17 protein-coding genes are annotated in these 14,363 nt (G+C 64.0%); 3 read left to right on the top strand and 14 right to left on the bottom strand.

Annotated elements, in window-relative coordinates:
- The first annotated feature begins 14 nt into the window (after positions 1-14).
- Positions 15-1,292: a ubiquinone biosynthesis hydroxylase gene (locus ASD99_RS24450; RefSeq protein WP_056586800.1), complete on the top strand. Its 1,278-nt coding sequence runs from the start codon at positions 15-17 to the stop codon at positions 1,290-1,292.
- A 10-nt stretch (positions 1,293-1,302) separates the two neighbouring features.
- On the opposite strand, the gene ASD99_RS24455 is transcribed toward ASD99_RS24450, so the two are convergent.
- From ASD99_RS24455 to ASD99_RS24465, 3 genes are all read right to left on the bottom strand, one after another.
- Entirely contained in the window at positions 1,303-1,830 is a 528-nt protein-coding gene (locus ASD99_RS24455) for a hypothetical protein (RefSeq protein ID WP_057145177.1), read from the bottom strand.
- A 141-nt stretch (positions 1,831-1,971) separates the two neighbouring features.
- The gene (locus ASD99_RS24460) at positions 1,972-2,328 is read right to left on the bottom strand and encodes a YciI family protein (protein WP_057145178.1); all 357 of its coding nucleotides are present in this window, start codon (positions 2,326-2,328) and stop codon (positions 1,972-1,974) included.
- Complete coding sequence (locus ASD99_RS24465; protein WP_057145179.1) at positions 2,325-2,552, bottom strand: hypothetical protein; 228 nt, start codon at positions 2,550-2,552, stop codon at positions 2,325-2,327. Before ASD99_RS24465 ends, ASD99_RS24460 begins: the two co-directional genes overlap by 4 nt.
- Before the next feature lie 231 nt (positions 2,553-2,783).
- Between ASD99_RS24465 and ASD99_RS24470 the strand changes: the two genes are divergently transcribed.
- Positions 2,784-3,209, top strand: a complete 426-nt coding sequence (locus ASD99_RS24470; protein WP_057145180.1) for an OsmC family protein — start codon at positions 2,784-2,786, stop codon at positions 3,207-3,209.
- Between the two features lie 106 nt (positions 3,210-3,315).
- Here ASD99_RS24470 and ASD99_RS24475 read toward each other — a convergent pair whose 3' ends face one another.
- The 9 genes from ASD99_RS24475 to ASD99_RS24515 form a co-directional block, all read right to left on the bottom strand.
- On the bottom strand, positions 3,316-3,945 hold the full coding sequence (locus tag ASD99_RS24475; protein WP_057145181.1) for a YceH family protein: 630 nt from the start codon (positions 3,943-3,945) through the stop codon (positions 3,316-3,318).
- Complete coding sequence (locus tag ASD99_RS24480; protein WP_057145182.1) at positions 3,942-4,757, bottom strand: DNA polymerase beta superfamily protein; 816 nt, start codon at positions 4,755-4,757, stop codon at positions 3,942-3,944. The genes ASD99_RS24475 and ASD99_RS24480 overlap by 4 nt, the downstream gene beginning before the upstream one ends.
- 66 nt (positions 4,758-4,823) lie before the next feature.
- A complete protein-coding gene (locus ASD99_RS24485) occupies positions 4,824-5,258 on the bottom strand; it encodes a DUF983 domain-containing protein (RefSeq protein ID WP_056585803.1) in 435 nt (144 codons plus the stop codon).
- A gap of 158 nt (positions 5,259-5,416) precedes the next feature.
- The gene (locus ASD99_RS24490) at positions 5,417-6,808 is read right to left on the bottom strand and encodes a PLP-dependent aminotransferase family protein (RefSeq protein WP_057145183.1); all 1,392 of its coding nucleotides are present in this window, start codon (positions 6,806-6,808) and stop codon (positions 5,417-5,419) included.
- A 243-nt stretch (positions 6,809-7,051) separates the two neighbouring features.
- Entirely contained in the window at positions 7,052-7,831 is a 780-nt protein-coding gene (locus tag ASD99_RS24495; RefSeq protein ID WP_056585799.1) for a succinate dehydrogenase iron-sulfur subunit, read from the bottom strand.
- Between the two features lie 9 nt (positions 7,832-7,840).
- Positions 7,841-9,676 carry a succinate dehydrogenase flavoprotein subunit gene (gene sdhA / locus ASD99_RS24500; RefSeq protein WP_056585797.1) on the bottom strand — a complete coding sequence of 612 codons (1,836 nt, stop codon included), beginning with the start codon at positions 9,674-9,676 and terminating at the stop codon, positions 7,841-7,843.
- 1 nt (position 9,677) lies between these two features.
- A complete protein-coding gene (gene sdhD / locus ASD99_RS24505; protein WP_056585795.1) occupies positions 9,678-10,073 on the bottom strand; it encodes a succinate dehydrogenase, hydrophobic membrane anchor protein in 396 nt (131 codons plus the stop codon).
- A 2-nt stretch (positions 10,074-10,075) separates the two neighbouring features.
- On the bottom strand, positions 10,076-10,495 hold the full coding sequence (gene sdhC, locus ASD99_RS24510; protein ID WP_056585792.1) for a succinate dehydrogenase, cytochrome b556 subunit: 420 nt from the start codon (positions 10,493-10,495) through the stop codon (positions 10,076-10,078).
- A 246-nt stretch (positions 10,496-10,741) separates the two neighbouring features.
- Positions 10,742-11,167 carry a hypothetical protein gene (locus ASD99_RS24515; RefSeq protein ID WP_056585790.1) on the bottom strand — a complete coding sequence of 142 codons (426 nt, stop codon included), beginning with the start codon at positions 11,165-11,167 and terminating at the stop codon, positions 10,742-10,744.
- A gap of 260 nt (positions 11,168-11,427) precedes the next feature.
- Here ASD99_RS24515 and ASD99_RS24520 point away from each other — a divergent pair, with 260 nt between their 5' ends.
- The gene (locus tag ASD99_RS24520; RefSeq protein WP_056585788.1) at positions 11,428-11,790 is read left to right on the top strand and encodes a hypothetical protein; all 363 of its coding nucleotides are present in this window, start codon (positions 11,428-11,430) and stop codon (positions 11,788-11,790) included.
- Here the strand turns inward: ASD99_RS24520 and ASD99_RS24525 are convergent.
- Both ASD99_RS24525 and ASD99_RS24530 read right to left on the bottom strand, forming a co-directional pair.
- Complete coding sequence (locus ASD99_RS24525; RefSeq protein WP_057145184.1) at positions 11,774-12,982, bottom strand: sensor domain-containing diguanylate cyclase; 1,209 nt, start codon at positions 12,980-12,982, stop codon at positions 11,774-11,776. The genes ASD99_RS24520 and ASD99_RS24525 overlap by 17 nt on opposite strands.
- A 76-nt stretch (positions 12,983-13,058) precedes the next feature.
- The gene (locus ASD99_RS24530; RefSeq protein ID WP_057145185.1) at positions 13,059-14,255 is read right to left on the bottom strand and encodes a sensor domain-containing diguanylate cyclase; all 1,197 of its coding nucleotides are present in this window, start codon (positions 14,253-14,255) and stop codon (positions 13,059-13,061) included.
- Positions 14,256-14,363: the final 108 nt, after the last annotated feature.

Consider the following 14,363-nt stretch of genomic DNA (forward strand, 5'->3'; position numbering starts at 1 on the left):
AAGGAGCGAAGATGATGGAACGCAAGGCGGACGCGAAAACCAGGCCAAGCGCGAAAACCAGGTCTGGGCTCGATGTTCTGGTTGCCGGCGCCGGCTATGTCGGCTTGGCCGCCGCCGTGTCCCTGAAGCAGGCGCGCCCGGGCCTCGCCATCGCGCTCGTTGATGCCGCGCCCGCTGGCGTCTGGCAAAGGGATGGCCGCGCGTCGGCCATTGCCGCCGCCGCCTGCCGCATGCTCGACCAGCTCGGCGTGTGGGGCGAGATCGCACCGCAGGCGCAGGCGATCACCGAGATGATCATCACCGATTCGCGCACCTCCGATCCGGTGCGTCCGGTGTTCTTGACCTTCGACGGCGAAGTGGCGCCGGGCGAGCCCTTTGCGCATATGGTCGCCAACAGGGTGCTGAACGGCGCCTTGCGGGCCAATGCGGAAAAGCTCGGCATCGACATCATCGAAGGCGTCGCCGTGCAGGGCTTCGAGACCAACGGCAGTGGCATCACCGTGCATCTCGCCGACGGTGCGACGCTGAAGGCGCGGCTGCTGGTCGCCGCCGACGGCGTCAACTCCAAGCTGCGCGACATGGCCGGCATCAAGACGGTGAAGTGGGAATATGGCCAGTCCGGCATCGTCTGCACCGTGGCGCATGAACGCCCGCACCATGGCCGCGCCGAGGAGCATTTCCTGCCGGCGGGGCCCTTCGCCACACTGCCGCTCAAACCCGGCGAGGACGGCACCAATCGCTCGTCGATCGTTTGGGTCGAACGCACGCAGGATGCCGACAAGCTGGTGGCCGGTGACGATCTCGTCTTCGAACACGAACTCGAACAGCGCTTTGGCCTGAAGCTTGGCGAGCTCCGCGTCGCTGACAAGCCGCGCGCCTGGCCGCTCGGCCTGACCATTGCGCGTGCCTTCGTCGCGCCGCGCATCGCGCTCGCCGGCGATGCCGCCCACGGTATCCACCCGATCGCCGGCCAGGGCCTCAATCTCGGCTTCAAGGATGTTGCGGCCCTTGCCGAGGTGATCGTCGAGGCCGACCGGCTCGGCCAGGACATCGGTGCGCTCGACGTGCTCGAACGCTACCAGCAGTGGCGGCGTTTCGACACGGTGCAGATGGGCGTCACGACAGATGTGCTGAACCGGCTGTTTTCCAACGACATCGGCCCGCTGCGTACCGTCCGCGACATCGGCCTCGGGCTGGTCGAACGCATGCCGCGCCTGAAGGAGTTTTTTATCCGCCAGGCGTCAGGATTGTCCGCAGGAACGCCAAGGCTGCTGAAAGGCGAGGCGATCTGAGCGCTGTCGCTCAGTTCACCTCAAAACCGAGCTTCTGCCGCAGCCGCAATATCCTTTGGTCGGATATCTGCAGGCGTTTCTCGCCGCCTTGGGCGGCGCGGTCGACCATCTGCAGCAGATCGTTTCGCTCGGTGACATCGAGACGTTCGCGCAGGAACGGCGCCAGCTTGTCGATGACAACAGTGGTGTCGTCGATCTGTGACGCCGCCCATTTGGCATAGACCACCGCTTCGTCCGTTTTCTTCTTGTCGGCAATCTCGGAAATCACAGCGCGAATGACAGCCTCGCGCTGCGGCAGGATGGGCCCATTCTCGGAGACGATGGCGGTGATCAGCGTTGCCGCCGCTACGACCGGATCATCGATCGCCGTCAGCGGCGACAGGGCCGCCTGATTGCGCAGCTTCTTGCGGCGGATGTTGCCTTGCACGCGCCCGACGACGTCCGCAACCTCGCGAGCCGCGTCGTTCATCGCCTTCATCCGGTACCACCAGAACGCCGCCGCGCCCAACACGCCAAGGATAGCAATCAAGAATGGCATGCCGACATCCCCCAAAATCCCGGCGACGATAGGAGAACTCTTGGCAGGCTTCAACACGCAAAAGTTGCGCACGAAACCGAACCCAGAACGTCGGCTCAGCCAGACGCCCTGGTTCGAAGCGGCCGCAACGCGTGGCAGGCTCTATGACCCCGGTATGTCGTAGATGGCCCGGACCTCGATCGTGCCGAGTTCGGCTAGCGGAATATCGGCGGCAATATCCAGCGCCTCTTCGAGATTCTTTGCCTCGATCATAACGAATCCAAGCAGTTGCTCCTTTGTTTCGGCGAAGGGGCCGTCGATGACCAGCCGCTTGCCCTTGCGCCGCCGCACGGTCTTGGCCGTCTTCACCGATTGCAGCGCCTGCGCGACGATCAGCAGGCCCCTCTCCTCCAGCGATCGGTCGTAGGCCAGCGAATCGGCGTCGAGCTTGGCCGCCCCCGCCGGGGTCAGCGCGTGAAGATCCTTTTCCTCGCCATAGACCAGACAGACATATTTCATTTCCGGCTCCCTTGCTGCGACGACCCATACGATGCGGTGACGAGGGTGTCAGCGTTGTCCTTTACCGCGGCTGCATGGTCGAGAAGGCATGTCGCGATGCCGATAATGGCAACCGCCGCCAGCAGCCGCCCAAAGCCGGACGCCGGCGGATGCAGCCAGAAGTCTTCTCGCCGCCCGGCCTTGCAGCCTGCGCCTTTCCACAGTGCGAAAAACAGATTGTCCATGTGAAGCTCCATTCGGCCACAAACCCGTGGCCGCCCGCAGGACGGGCGAGGGGAACTAAAGTCGACATTTTTGCATCGGCATTTTTTCAGAAAAAATTTGAACCCCATCGCCGACACCGTTCAAAGTGCGCAGTGGCCTTCGCGCCCGCGCGCGCTATAGTTGACCGGAAGCCAGGCTCAGCCCGACAACAAGTCACCACAACCCCAGCCACGACAACCAAGGAGAAATTCATGGACCGCACCGCAAACGCCGTCTGGAAAGGCAATCTGAAAGAGGGCAAGGGCACGCTCGACACCCAGAGCGGGACCTTGAAGGCCACGCCCTATTCATTCAAGGCGCGCTTCGAGGATGAGAGCGGCAAATCCGGCACCAATCCCGAAGAACTGATCGCTGCCGCGCATGCCGGCTGCTATGCCATGCAGCTGTCGCATTTCCTGGCCGAAAACGGCACGCCCGCAACCGAGCTCGACGCCAAGGCGGTGGTGACGCTGGTTCCCGGCACCGGCATCACCGGCAGCGCCATCACGCTGGTTGGCAAGGTGCCTGGTATCGATGAGGCAAAGTTCAAGGAACTGGCCGAAAAAGCCAAGGCCGAATGCCCGGTCTCGAAGGCGCTCGGCGCGATCAAGGTTTCGCTCGACGCCAAGCTTGGCTGAACTGAACGGGTAAGCAAAGAGAAGAACGCCGGCCCGAACGCCGGCGTTTTCGTTGCCGATTGTAGGGACCCTTGGGCGATAAAGCGTCGAACGATCGCTGGCGGCGTCAGGCGCCCAGCGCATCGAGGCGGGCGCGGAGCGCAGCGACTTCGTGCTCCAGCGCCTCCAATCTCGCTTCGAGATCGGATTGAGGCATGGCTGGAGCACTGCGTTGCGCCGACAGCGCCGCGACGTCGACCGCTCCGGCGAGGAGGTGCACGTAGCGGTCCTCGCGCTGGCCCGGGCCGCGCGAAATTTCCTGGATCAGCGGTGGTCGGCGGCCGATGAGCATATCGAGTTCGGCGCGCAGGTCTTCGATCGACGAAAACCGCGCCATGCGCTCGGCCCGTGCCAGAAGCTCATGCGCCGTCTGCGGCCCGCGCAACAGGAGCAGACCGAGCAAGGCGGTCTGCGGCGTGGTCAGCGAGAAACGCTGCGCCATCTGGTGCTCGTAGCGCTCGACACGCGAACCGAACATCTGCCGCACCAACCCCTTTTGTTCGAGCAGCTTCAGCCCCCGGTGCACCTCGACCTGTTCCAGCGCCATCACCGGCTCGCGCGCCGTCTTCTGGTTGGCGGCGGCCAGTGCTGCATTGAGCGTCAGCGGATAGACATCCGGCGTCAGCTCCTTCTTCTCGATCAGGCAGCCGAGCACACGGGCTTCGACGGGAGAAAGGATGGGAAGGTCATCGCTCATTGACGCTCAGCCTCCTGGCGGTAGAACTCCGTTGCGAGCGCATTGGCGCGCGCCTGGCGAACCTTATCGCGCACAACGCCGGCAAGGTTCATCTGGTGATGGCCATAGCGCGCCTCGAGATAGTGCGCGATTGCGGTCGGGATGAGACCGGACCCCATCTCCCGCGTCCGGCTTTTCTGCTCGATCAGGTGACGGATTTCCGTGCTTGCCGGCGCGGGAATCTCGGTCTGATCGAGACATTCGCCAAGGTTCATCGGCGGCAGGCCGGTGAACTCGCGCTGCTCCATCCAGTCGAGTGCCACCAGCGGGCGGATCAGGTAGAACAGCTTCTTCAGCTTCACCTCGCCGGAGAAACTGCCGATCTTGGCGACATGCGAGCGCGCGAGCCCAAGATAGTGATGCGTCACCTTTGCCGGATCGACGATTTGAGCCAGAACGTCGAGAAGGCGCCCGCGAAACCCGGCGACTTCCTCATAGACGATTGGTGACTTTGCCCATTCCACGATGACGGCATTGCCGCCGAGCGCCAGGCGCAGGGCTTTGCGTAGATCCCAACCGCCAGCGTCGATCTCGCCTTCGATCGGAAACTCGATTACGTCGCGCGCCTGCTCCAGCACGAGATGGTCCGCAACAGGCCTGACATAGACAAAGCGGCAGTCGTAGTCGCTGTCGGGGGACGGGAAACCCCAGGCGCGGCTGCCGCTTTCGATGGCGAACAGGATCGTCACCCCGTGGGTCCGCGCCAGATCGAGTCGCGTCCGGATTGCCGCGACGGCCTCAGGCGAAAAATCAGCAGGCAGGGGCCATTCCATCCAGTGCCTATAGCCGTGGCTGGACCAGCCGTTCAACCCTCATCTTGGCGGCCGCGGCGACATTCGTCACTGCCTGTCGTCGCTTGGCAAACCGGCTGTCACGGCGGATGCCGACGGGATCAGAGGCGTCACCATCCGGCCTTCCTCCGCCTTGTAGAAATACTGGCTGGCCACCAGCCATCCCTTCAGCGGCCGCAATGGCGGGATGCACGTCAGCAGCATGAACGGCAAGGTCGTGACGAGATGCATCCAGTAGGGCGCTTCGAAGCGCACCTCGATCCAGAGTGCCAGCACCACGCTCGGCACGCATGCAAAGCAGATCACGAAGAAAGCCGGACCGTCGGCCGGATCGGCGAAGGAATAATCGAGGCCGCAGACTTCGCAGCCCTTGCGCAGCTTCAGGAAGCCTTCGAACAGATGTCCTTCGCCACAGCGCGGACAACGCCCCCTTATGCCCGTTTCAATCGGCGAGAGGGGAGCCCATTCACGATCCGGAGTCATCTTGACCAGTCCTTGTCTGTGACGCCCAGGGAACGCTACGTGGGTCGCGCCCGGCTGTCTGCGTGTGATGGCGCAGTCTGCTCATCTCCACGCGCGTCATTGATTGCACAATGTATGCGGCATGAATACATACATTGTCAAGAGCAATCCCTACAAGATCAAACCACCATCGACGATACGGAAGGCGACTGCGACAGGAGATCCGCGACGATGCACAGGCTGTCGCGCAGATCGTCGCGGTTCGCGGCCGCGCCGAGACCCAGGCGGACGGCCTCGGGAGGCGACGTGAAGGCGAAGGCATCGCTTGCCACCGCGCCGATGCCGGCCGAGCGCAGCCGAGCGGTGAATTCGCCTCGCGTCCAGGGTCCGGCCAGCCGCAGCCAGGCATGGAAACCCTGCGGATCGGCTTGGCAGGAGCCGGGTGGCAAGATGGCCGTGGCGATGGCCTGCCGGCGGCGCGACTCCTCGCGGATCGCGGCAAGAACCGCATCGGCGGTTCCGTCCTCGATCCAGCGGGTCGCGATGGCGGCCGTCAGCGGCGAGGCCATGGAAGCGGTCGCCCTTATGGCGCCCGCCACCCTGGCGGCCGAGCGGCCGTCCGGAAGCACGAGATAGGCGATCCGCAACGCAGGGGACAGGCATTTCGCCAGCCCCGCGACATGGTAGACGAGGTCCGGCGCGAGGGCGGCCAGCGGCGGCACCGGGGCGGTCGGCAAGGCTCCATAGGCATCGTCCTCGATGATCGGCACCTGATGGCGGCGGGCAATCCCGATCAAGGCCTCGCGACGGTCGAGGGGCAAGGTCGCAGTCGTCGGATTGTGCAGGGTCGGCGTGCAATAGAGCGCTTTTGGCTTGTATTCCCTGCAGGCGGATTCGAATCCCTCGGGAACAAGTCCATGCTCGTCGATTGGAACCCCGACGAGATTGATCCTGAGATGCGCGGCTAGCGACCGGAAACCGGGGTAGGTCAGGGCTTCGGTGCAGATCGTCTCCCCGGGCCCGGCCAGCACGCCGGCGAGCGCCAGCAGCGCTCCCTGCGCTCCGGGGCAGACCAGAAGCCGCTCCGCCGGAATGACCCCAAGCCTCGGCGAAAGCCAGCGCGCGCCGGCGGCCCGGTCGCGCCCGGTTCCACCGGCCTCCTGGTAGCGCAGGAGCAGGTCCAGCCCGTCATCCGCCCGCAGATCGGCAATTCCGTCCCACATCCGTGCGACCAGCACGGCATCCTCGAAGCGGGGCGGCAGGTTCATGCTCATGTCGACAAGGCCGGTCGGAACATTTCGTCCTTCGGCCGGTCGTCGTGCTCGGACATAGGTGCCCTGCCCGACCCGTCCATCGATCAGCCCGCGCTTGCGCGCCTCGGCATAGGCGCGGCTGACCGTTGTGAAATCGATGCCGAGCGCATCCGCGAGCGTGCGCTGCGGCGGCAGCCTGAACCCTCCGGCCAGCCGGCCCGAGACGATGTCGGCCGACAGGGCGTCGGCAATGGCGAGATAGACCGGTCCGTCGCTTTTGCGGATGACCGGCGTCCATGAAGCCTGATTGTCGTCCATCGTCTTCGCCCCCCCCCGCTATCCAGATGTATGGATATTGTATGTCGCGGTAGCCAAATGCAAGGGGCTCGGTAGCGGGCTTACGGCGGAACATCGCCAGAGGTTGGACTATCCGCGCTTGCCGATATGCCAGCCCCGTTCTGAAGCGCGCAAAAGCAGCGAACTTAGACGTGCCGCTGGGCCATCATCTTCTTCATGTCGGCAGCCGTGTCGTCGAAGGCGCAAAAGAAAAAACGAGTGCCGTCAGACGCGCCGCTCCACCATCATCTTCTTGATCTCGGCGATCGCCTTGGCCGGGTTGAGGCCCTTGGGGCAGGTCTGCGTGCAGTTCATGATGGTGTGGCAGCGATAGAGCCGGAACGGGTCTTCGAGATTGTCGAGCCGCTCGCCCTTGGCCTCATCGCGGCTATCGATCAGCCAGCGATAGGCCTGCAGCAGCGTTGCAGGGCCGAGATAGCGGTCGCCGTTCCACCAGTAGCTTGGGCACGAGGTCGAGCAGCAGGCGCATAATATGCATTCGTAGAGCCCGTCGAGCTTCTCGCGGTCCTCATGGCTTTGCAGCCATTCCTTGGCCGGCTCCGGCGACACCGTCTTCAGCCATGGCTGGATCGAGGCATGCTGGGCGTAGAAATTGGTGAGGTCGGGCACCAGGTCCTTGACCACCTGCATATGCGGCAGCGGGTAGACCTTGACGGCGCCGGAAATGTCGTCGCAGCCCTTGGTGCAGGCGAGGGTGTTGGAACCGTCGATGTTCATGGCGCAGGAGCCGCAAATGCCTTCGCGGCAGGAGCGCCGCAAGGTCAGCGTCGGGTCGATCTTGTTCTTGATCCAAAGCAGCGCGTCGAGCACCATCGGCCCGCAATCGTCCATGTCGACGAAATAGGTGTCGATGCGCGGGTTCTCGTCGTCGTCCGGCGACCAGCGGTAGATGCGATACTCGCGCAGATTGGTGGCGCCTTCCGGCTTTGGCCAGGTCTTTCCGGCCTTGATCTGCGAGTTCTTGGGGAGCGTGAGTTCAACCATGTTTGATCCTCAATACACCCTGGCCTTCGGCGCGATCTTGGCGAGGCTGATGCCGCCGTCCTTTTCCGCCAGCTGCGGCTCGGTGTGCACCGGCCGATAGGAGAGCGTCACCTTGCCGTCTTCGCTGAGCCGCGCCAGCGTGTGCTTGCGCCAGTTGGCGTCGTCGCGGGCGGAAAAATCTTCCCGCGCGTGCGCGCCACGGCTCTCCTTGCGCGCCGCCGCGCCATAGACCGTGGTGATGGCGTTGGCCATCAGGTTTTCCAACTCCAGCGTCTCGACCAGGTCGGAGTTCCAGATCATCGAGCGGTCGAACACTTTTATGTCCTTGAGCTCGCCCCAGATCTGCGAAATGCGCTTGCAGCCACTGTCCAGCGATTCCTGCGTACGGAACACCGCCGCATCTTCCTGCATAGCCTTCTGCATCTTCTCACGCAGCACCGCCGTCGGCGTCGAGCCGTTGGCGTGGCGCAGCCGGTCGAAGCGGTCCATGATCTTTTCGACCGAGGCCTCGTTGGGCGAAGGGATCGCCGAACTGCGGTCGATCACCTGGCCGGCCCGGATCGCCGCCGCGCGGCCGAACACCACCAGATCGATCAGCGAATTCGAGCCGAGCCGGTTGGCGCCGTGCACGGAGGCGCAGCCGGCTTCGCCGACCGCCATCAGTCCGGGCGATACCCTGTCCGGGCTTCGCGCCGTCGGGTTGAGCACCTCGCCCCAGTAATTGGTCGGCACGCCGCCCATATTGTAGTGCACCGTCGGCAGCACCGGGATCGGCTCCTTGGTCAGGTCGACGCCGGCAAAGATCTTGGCCGATTCCGAAATGCCCGGCAGCCGCTCATGCAGGACGGCCGGATCGAGGTGGTCGAGATGCAGGAAGATGTGGTCCTTCTTCGGGCCGACGCCGCGGCCCTCGCGGATTTCCAGCGTCATGCAACGCGAAACGACGTCGCGCGAGGCAAGGTCCTTGGCCGACGGCGCGTAGCGCTCCATGAAGCGCTCACCCTCCGAATTGACGAGATAGCCGCCCTCGCCGCGCGCGCCCTCGGTGATCAGGCAGCCGGCGCCATAGATGCCGGTCGGGTGGAACTGCACGAACTCCATGTCCTGAAGGGGGAACCCCGCCCGCGCGGCCATGCCGCCGCCGTCGCCGGTGCAGGTATGCGCCGAAGTGGCCGAGAAATAGGTCCGGCCATAGCCGCCCGTCGCCAGCACCACCATCTTGGCCGAGAAGCGGTGGATGGTGCCGTCGTCGAGATTCCAGGCGACGACGCCGGTGCAAGTGCCGTCCGGCTCCATGATCAGGTCAAGCGCGAAATACTCGATGAAGAACTGCGCATTGTGCTTCAGCGACTGGCCGTAGAGCGTGTGCAGCATGGCATGGCCGGTGCGGTCGGCGGCGGCGCATGTGCGCTGCACGGGCGGGCCTTCACCGAAATTCATCATCATGCCGCCGAACGGCCGTTGATAGATCTTGCCCTCTTCGGTGCGCGAGAACGGCACGCCGTAATGTTCGAGTTCATAAACCGCGGCGGGTGCCTGCTGGACCATGTATTCCTGCGCGTCGATGTCGCCCAGCCAGTCCGAACCCTTGACTGTATCGAAGAGATGCCATTGCCAATTGTCGGGACCCATATTGGCAAGCGAAGCGGCAATGCCACCTTGCGCCGCCACGGTGTGCGAGCGGGTCGGGAACACCTTGGTGATGCAGGCGGTGCGCAGGCCCTGTTCGGCCATGCCGAGCGTGGCGCGCAGGCCGGCGCCGCCGGCGCCGACGACCACGACGTCGAACTTGTGGTCGACAAAGGTATAGCCCGCCGTGTTGGCTTGTTTTGCGTCCTTGGCCAACTCAGCCTCCGAATGTCAGCTTGAGCAGGGCGAAGATCGAGGCGACGCCGACCGCTATGGTGAAAAATGTGTTGAGCGCTATCAGCGCCAGCTTCATGCCCTCGCCATGCACGTAATCCTCGATGATCACCTGCATGCCGAGCCGCATATGGGTGAGCCCGGAGACGAGCACCAGGGCCATCACCAGCGCAACGAACGGATTGGCAAGGGCTGCCCGCACATGCTCATAACCGGCGCCGTTGAGCGCGATCAGGAAACCGACGAAGAACAGCGTCAGCGGGATGTTGGCGATCGCGGTCAGGCGCTGGCGCCAGAAATGTCCGGTGCCCTCGCGGGCCGAACCCAGGCCGCGAACCTTCGCCAGCGGCGTGCGCATGTCGGAGTTGTTGCCGCTCATGATCAGGCCCCCCGCGCCATATAGCCGGCGATCCAGATCAGCAATGTGAGCAGGATCGAGCCAACCAGCGTCGCCCAGGCGATCTTCGAGGCCGTGTGCTTCTCGAGGCCGGCGCCGGTATCCCAGACCAGATGGCGCACGCCACCCAGCATGTGATGCATCAGCGCCCAGGTGTAGCCGAACAGGATCAACCGGCCGAGCCAGGTGCCGAAGGCCCAGTTGACCCAGTCGAAGGTCGCCTGTGAGCTTGCCGCCGCCATCAGCCACAGAGCGACCAGCAGCGTGCCGAAATACAGCGCGCCGCCTGTGATGCGATGGATGATCGACATCGTCATCGTGATCGGCGGCCGGTACACGCTCAGATGCGGCGAAAGCGGCCGTTCACGTCTGGCAAATTCGCGGGTGGCTGGTGATTTGCTCATGGCTCCCCCAGTTCGGCGTCTCTGGAGCCTCAGGTGGAAATGCGGCATTGCCGCTTCCGGTTGCGACTTCGGACAGCCGGTTTCTAATGCTCTTTTTGCACCGCGTCAAAGCCAGAAAACCGTTTTGAAAACGTAATTTAGTCTGACTAAAAGGCGGGCTCGGGCTTCAATCGATTAGGGACTCATGGCCCGAAGCCGGCTCGATGTCGCTGCAGTGCAGCATGTTTAGCCGTATTGAGATTGGCGTTAGCGTTTGCAGGTCTGCGGCGTCGACCCCTTCTTCATCACCAGCGCCTCGCGTCCGTCGATCACGATTGCGTCATGCGTGACCGCCTGGTAGCGGCTGCTCTGGTTGGCCGGCGACGCCGCAAACTCCTCGGTCGCGCCGTCGGACCCGACCACACGCAACGACCTGCCGAGATTTTGGATGGTAATCATACCGTTATTGCCGCATCTGTAGGTGGCCGTGCCTATGCCCAATCGCGGCGCAGTAAGGTCGGTGATGATCTTGGTTGCATCTGCCGGCGCCGCCGCGGCTGTGATGGACCGCCGAGCCGGCGCAGGCGAGACGACGGTATTGGCCGCCTCCGGCGCGCTGCCCTGTGGCACACAGGCAGCAACGATAACGAGCAACGGGAAAACGGACACCCAAATCGGCCGGCGTAGCGCCATATGCTGTCCTCCCGCGCGGCAAGTCAGCCGCGATGCTTTGCCAAGATCAAGGTCATCCCGACGTCGAGACGGATACGGCGCGATGGTGCGGTCAAGCATGGCCGAATGATGGCCACCGGGTTTTCCATCCAGTCGGATATTAATGGATATTAACCATGTTTACCGAGACATCGCCGCGAAGCACGTCAGCCTCTTAACAAAGATTAAGAAAACGTTAATTTCCGATTCGAGGAGGCTTTCCTCAAGACACGGAGGACGCCATGCGTTCGAATTCGGGCAGATCGCGCCTTGCGGCGCTCATAGTGGCGGCTTCGGTCGTTGGCCTGGCAGCGCCAGCGGTCGCCGGCGCGCGGCATCAGGATCGCGTCTACGCCGATTCCTTTGGCAATCTCGTCATCGACAGCGCCGCCGGCTACAAGCGCATCCTCGTCGGCGAAGGCAGGCTGGCCAAGCAACTGTCCGACTACACCAGCGCCGGCCAGCCCAAGGTGATCTACGAGAACGAGGCCGACGAGATATCGGGATACGGCGATTGCTACCGGCCGCCCGTGCTGGTGAAGGGCCGCTCCTATATGTACGGTCTCTCCGACGGCGAGATGCCCGAACTCAGCCCCTGCCGCTAGCTTCCATTCCGGCTGACGACCAGTTGCCGGCCGGCCCGGCGGAGACGCGCACGCAATCGCGCCCGGCATTCTTGGCCTGATAGAGCGCCTGGTCGGCGCGCCGCATCAGATCGGCAAAGTCTTCGCTCGGATGAAGTTCGGCGACGCCGAAGCTCGCGGTGCAGCGGTTGCCCGCCGGCAATCCGTCGATTGGCAGCGCGCCGAAAGCGCTACGCGTGCCCTCCGCGAACAGCCGCGCGGCGGCAAGGTTGGTTCCCGGCAGGATGATGGCGAACTCCTCGCCGCCGATGCGGCCGGCGACATGATGCCCGGTGGCGGCTTCGCGCAGGAAGCCTGCAAAAGTTTCGATCACCCGGTCGCCGGACGCATGGCCAAAACTGTCGTTGACGCTCTTGAAATGATCGAGGTCAGCGATGACCAGCGCGACTGGCACGCCTTGCCGCATCGCGCCAAGCACCGCCAGCTCGGCATGGCGGGTGAAGCCGCCGCGGTTGAGCAGGCGCGAAAGCGTGTCCATCTCCGATTTCGACGTTACTTCGGCGAGCACGTCGCGAACCAGGATGGCCAGCATCAGCAGCGCCAGCGCCAGCGCAAAGACAGTGCCGAGCGACTGCGACACCAGCGCGTAGTTGCTTTGCAGATAGGCCTGCGGATTGGCGCCCCAGCCGCCAAGCGCATGCGCGATGAACGGCTTGGAGGCAAACTGCAGGCCGCTGGCCGCCAGCACTGCCATCAGGATGCGGTCAAGACGGGCGAGCCTTTGCCTAGATGACCAGACGATGGCCAGCCCGACGAACTGCATGACGGCATAGGGAAGCTGGTAGGCCATCATGCGGACCAGCGACTGGCGCGGCAGATCCTGCACGAAATACACAGCGACAGTGGCGACGACCAGGAACAACAGCATCGGCTTCCAGGGCGGTGCCACGCCGTATTTACGGGCAAGCCCGCCATTGAATGCAATGGTGGCGCCAAGGAAGACCGCGAAGGCGGCAACGACCGGGAGCCGCGCGTCGGTGAAAGCGGGAATGCTGAATTCGATGGCCGAATAGGCCATGCCCAGCAGATAGCCAAATCCCAGCCAGCGCGCCGGCGCGCGGCCGACTTCGTGGAAAGCGACCGCCATGAAGGATGCCGCCAGCAGGCCGGCGACCGACAAATTGATCAACAGGATGAAGTTGGCACCGCTCATATTCTTCCCGCACCCACGCTGACAGCTAAGCATCGACGGGCGAAGAAGACGTTAACGCCGTCTCGACCCGATCGGATCAGCCGGTCTTGAGCGGCTCCGGCACGAACGCCGTTTCCGGCCGCTCATAGGACAGGCGCACGCTGTCGCGGCCGTTCTTCTTGGCTTTGTAGAGCGCGTCGTCGGCACGGCGCATCAGCGGCTCCAGGGCCTCGTCGCCGCTGCGAGCCGCCACGCCGAAGCTGGCTGTCACCTTCGTCCCGGCGGGAAGCCCGTCGACATGGCCGGCCGAATAGAGCGTGCGCACCGCCTCGGCAAACAGCCGCGCGGCGGCGAGATCGCTGAGCGGCAGCAGCACGGCGAACTCCTCGCCGCCGATGCGCCCGGCAACACCGCGCGCGCCGGCCGCCGACCGAAGCTTGGCGGCGAAGTCGGCGATCACGCGATCGCCCGCCGCATGCCCGTGCACATCGTTGAGCGCCTTGAAATGATCGAGGTCCGCCAGCACCAGCGCGACCGGGAACCGGGCCGAGGCGCAGTGCCGCAGCAGCAGCATGCCGCGCTCCTCGAAGCCACGCCGGTTGAGCAGGCCCGATAGCGGGTCGGTATAGGTCTCGGTCTTCAGCGCTTTCATCACGTCGAGTGCCGCGGCGGAGAACAGGCACAGCGCGATGAGCAGCGACAGCAATGCCTGCGAGAGAAGCGCCGTCGTCCAGTAGGACGAGCCATAGAAGCCGTCATAGCTGGTGAAGGGCCCGTGCGCGATGACGACGACCAAGGTGCGTACGAAGAAATTCAAGCCCGACAGCAGCGACAGCACGAACAGGATTTTCTCGGTCGGACCGTTGTTGCGCACCGGGCGCAATTCGGCGGCGACCAGAACGCTGATGCCTCCGAAAGCGAAATTCATCGCCAGGATGCGCCAGGTGAGATCCGGCGCGACGAACAGGAACCAGCACAGCGACGCCAGACCGCCGCCAGCCAGTACGCCGATCCCCACATAGGGTACCTTGCGGCCATAACGATGGACGATGGCGCTGGACAGGCAGCAGCCGGCGATGGTGAAGCAGATGTTCGACGCCAGCTTGGTCAGCTGCATGCCGATCGGCAAGGTGAAATACTGCAGCAGGAAGCCGATTGCCGAGAGACTGTAGCTGATCGCCAGCACGGCCAGATAGGGGCGGTGGCGTTGATAGGACCATAGCACGAGGAACGCGGCGCCGAGCGCCAACGCGATCGTCGGGTTGAGCAGCGCTATGAGCAGACCCGTATCCAAACGACTGTAATTTCCCCGCTTACGTCGGGGAAGACCCTAGAGCGCAAGCGCAAACAAGCGGTTAAGCGAAAGCGAATATGTCGACGAACCGGATGAAAAAGGCCCCGG

Source organism: Mesorhizobium sp. Root695 (assembly GCF_001428185.1).
Classification (GTDB): Bacteria; Pseudomonadota; Alphaproteobacteria; order Rhizobiales; family Rhizobiaceae; genus Mesorhizobium.

Excerpts from the sequence above, each read along its gene's own strand:
- ASD99_RS24450 (WP_056586800.1), top strand. The coding sequence starts at position 15 with ATGGAACGCAAGGCGGACGCGAAAACCAGGCCAAGCGCGAAAACCAGG.
- ASD99_RS24455 (WP_057145177.1), bottom strand. The coding sequence starts at position 1,830 with ATGCCATTCTTGATTGCTATCCTTGGCGTGTTGGGCGCGGCGGCGTTC.
- ASD99_RS24460 (WP_057145178.1), bottom strand. The coding sequence starts at position 2,328 with ATGAAATATGTCTGTCTGGTCTATGGCGAGGAAAAGGATCTTCACGCG.
- ASD99_RS24465 (WP_057145179.1), bottom strand. The coding sequence starts at position 2,552 with ATGGACAATCTGTTTTTCGCACTGTGGAAAGGCGCAGGCTGCAAGGCC.
- ASD99_RS24470 (WP_057145180.1), top strand. The coding sequence starts at position 2,784 with ATGGACCGCACCGCAAACGCCGTCTGGAAAGGCAATCTGAAAGAGGGC.
- ASD99_RS24475 (WP_057145181.1), bottom strand. The coding sequence starts at position 3,945 with ATGAGCGATGACCTTCCCATCCTTTCTCCCGTCGAAGCCCGTGTGCTC.
- ASD99_RS24480 (WP_057145182.1), bottom strand. The coding sequence starts at position 4,757 with ATGGAATGGCCCCTGCCTGCTGATTTTTCGCCTGAGGCCGTCGCGGCA.
- ASD99_RS24485 (WP_056585803.1), bottom strand. The coding sequence starts at position 5,258 with ATGACTCCGGATCGTGAATGGGCTCCCCTCTCGCCGATTGAAACGGGC.
- ASD99_RS24490 (WP_057145183.1), bottom strand. The coding sequence starts at position 6,808 with ATGGACGACAATCAGGCTTCATGGACGCCGGTCATCCGCAAAAGCGAC.
- ASD99_RS24495 (WP_056585799.1), bottom strand. The coding sequence starts at position 7,831 with ATGGTTGAACTCACGCTCCCCAAGAACTCGCAGATCAAGGCCGGAAAG.
- sdhD (WP_056585795.1), bottom strand. The coding sequence starts at position 10,073 with ATGAGCGGCAACAACTCCGACATGCGCACGCCGCTGGCGAAGGTTCGC.
- sdhC (WP_056585792.1), bottom strand. The coding sequence starts at position 10,495 with ATGAGCAAATCACCAGCCACCCGCGAATTTGCCAGACGTGAACGGCCG.
- ASD99_RS24515 (WP_056585790.1), bottom strand. The coding sequence starts at position 11,167 with ATGGCGCTACGCCGGCCGATTTGGGTGTCCGTTTTCCCGTTGCTCGTT.
- ASD99_RS24520 (WP_056585788.1), top strand. The coding sequence starts at position 11,428 with ATGCGTTCGAATTCGGGCAGATCGCGCCTTGCGGCGCTCATAGTGGCG.
- ASD99_RS24525 (WP_057145184.1), bottom strand. The coding sequence starts at position 12,982 with ATGAGCGGTGCCAACTTCATCCTGTTGATCAATTTGTCGGTCGCCGGC.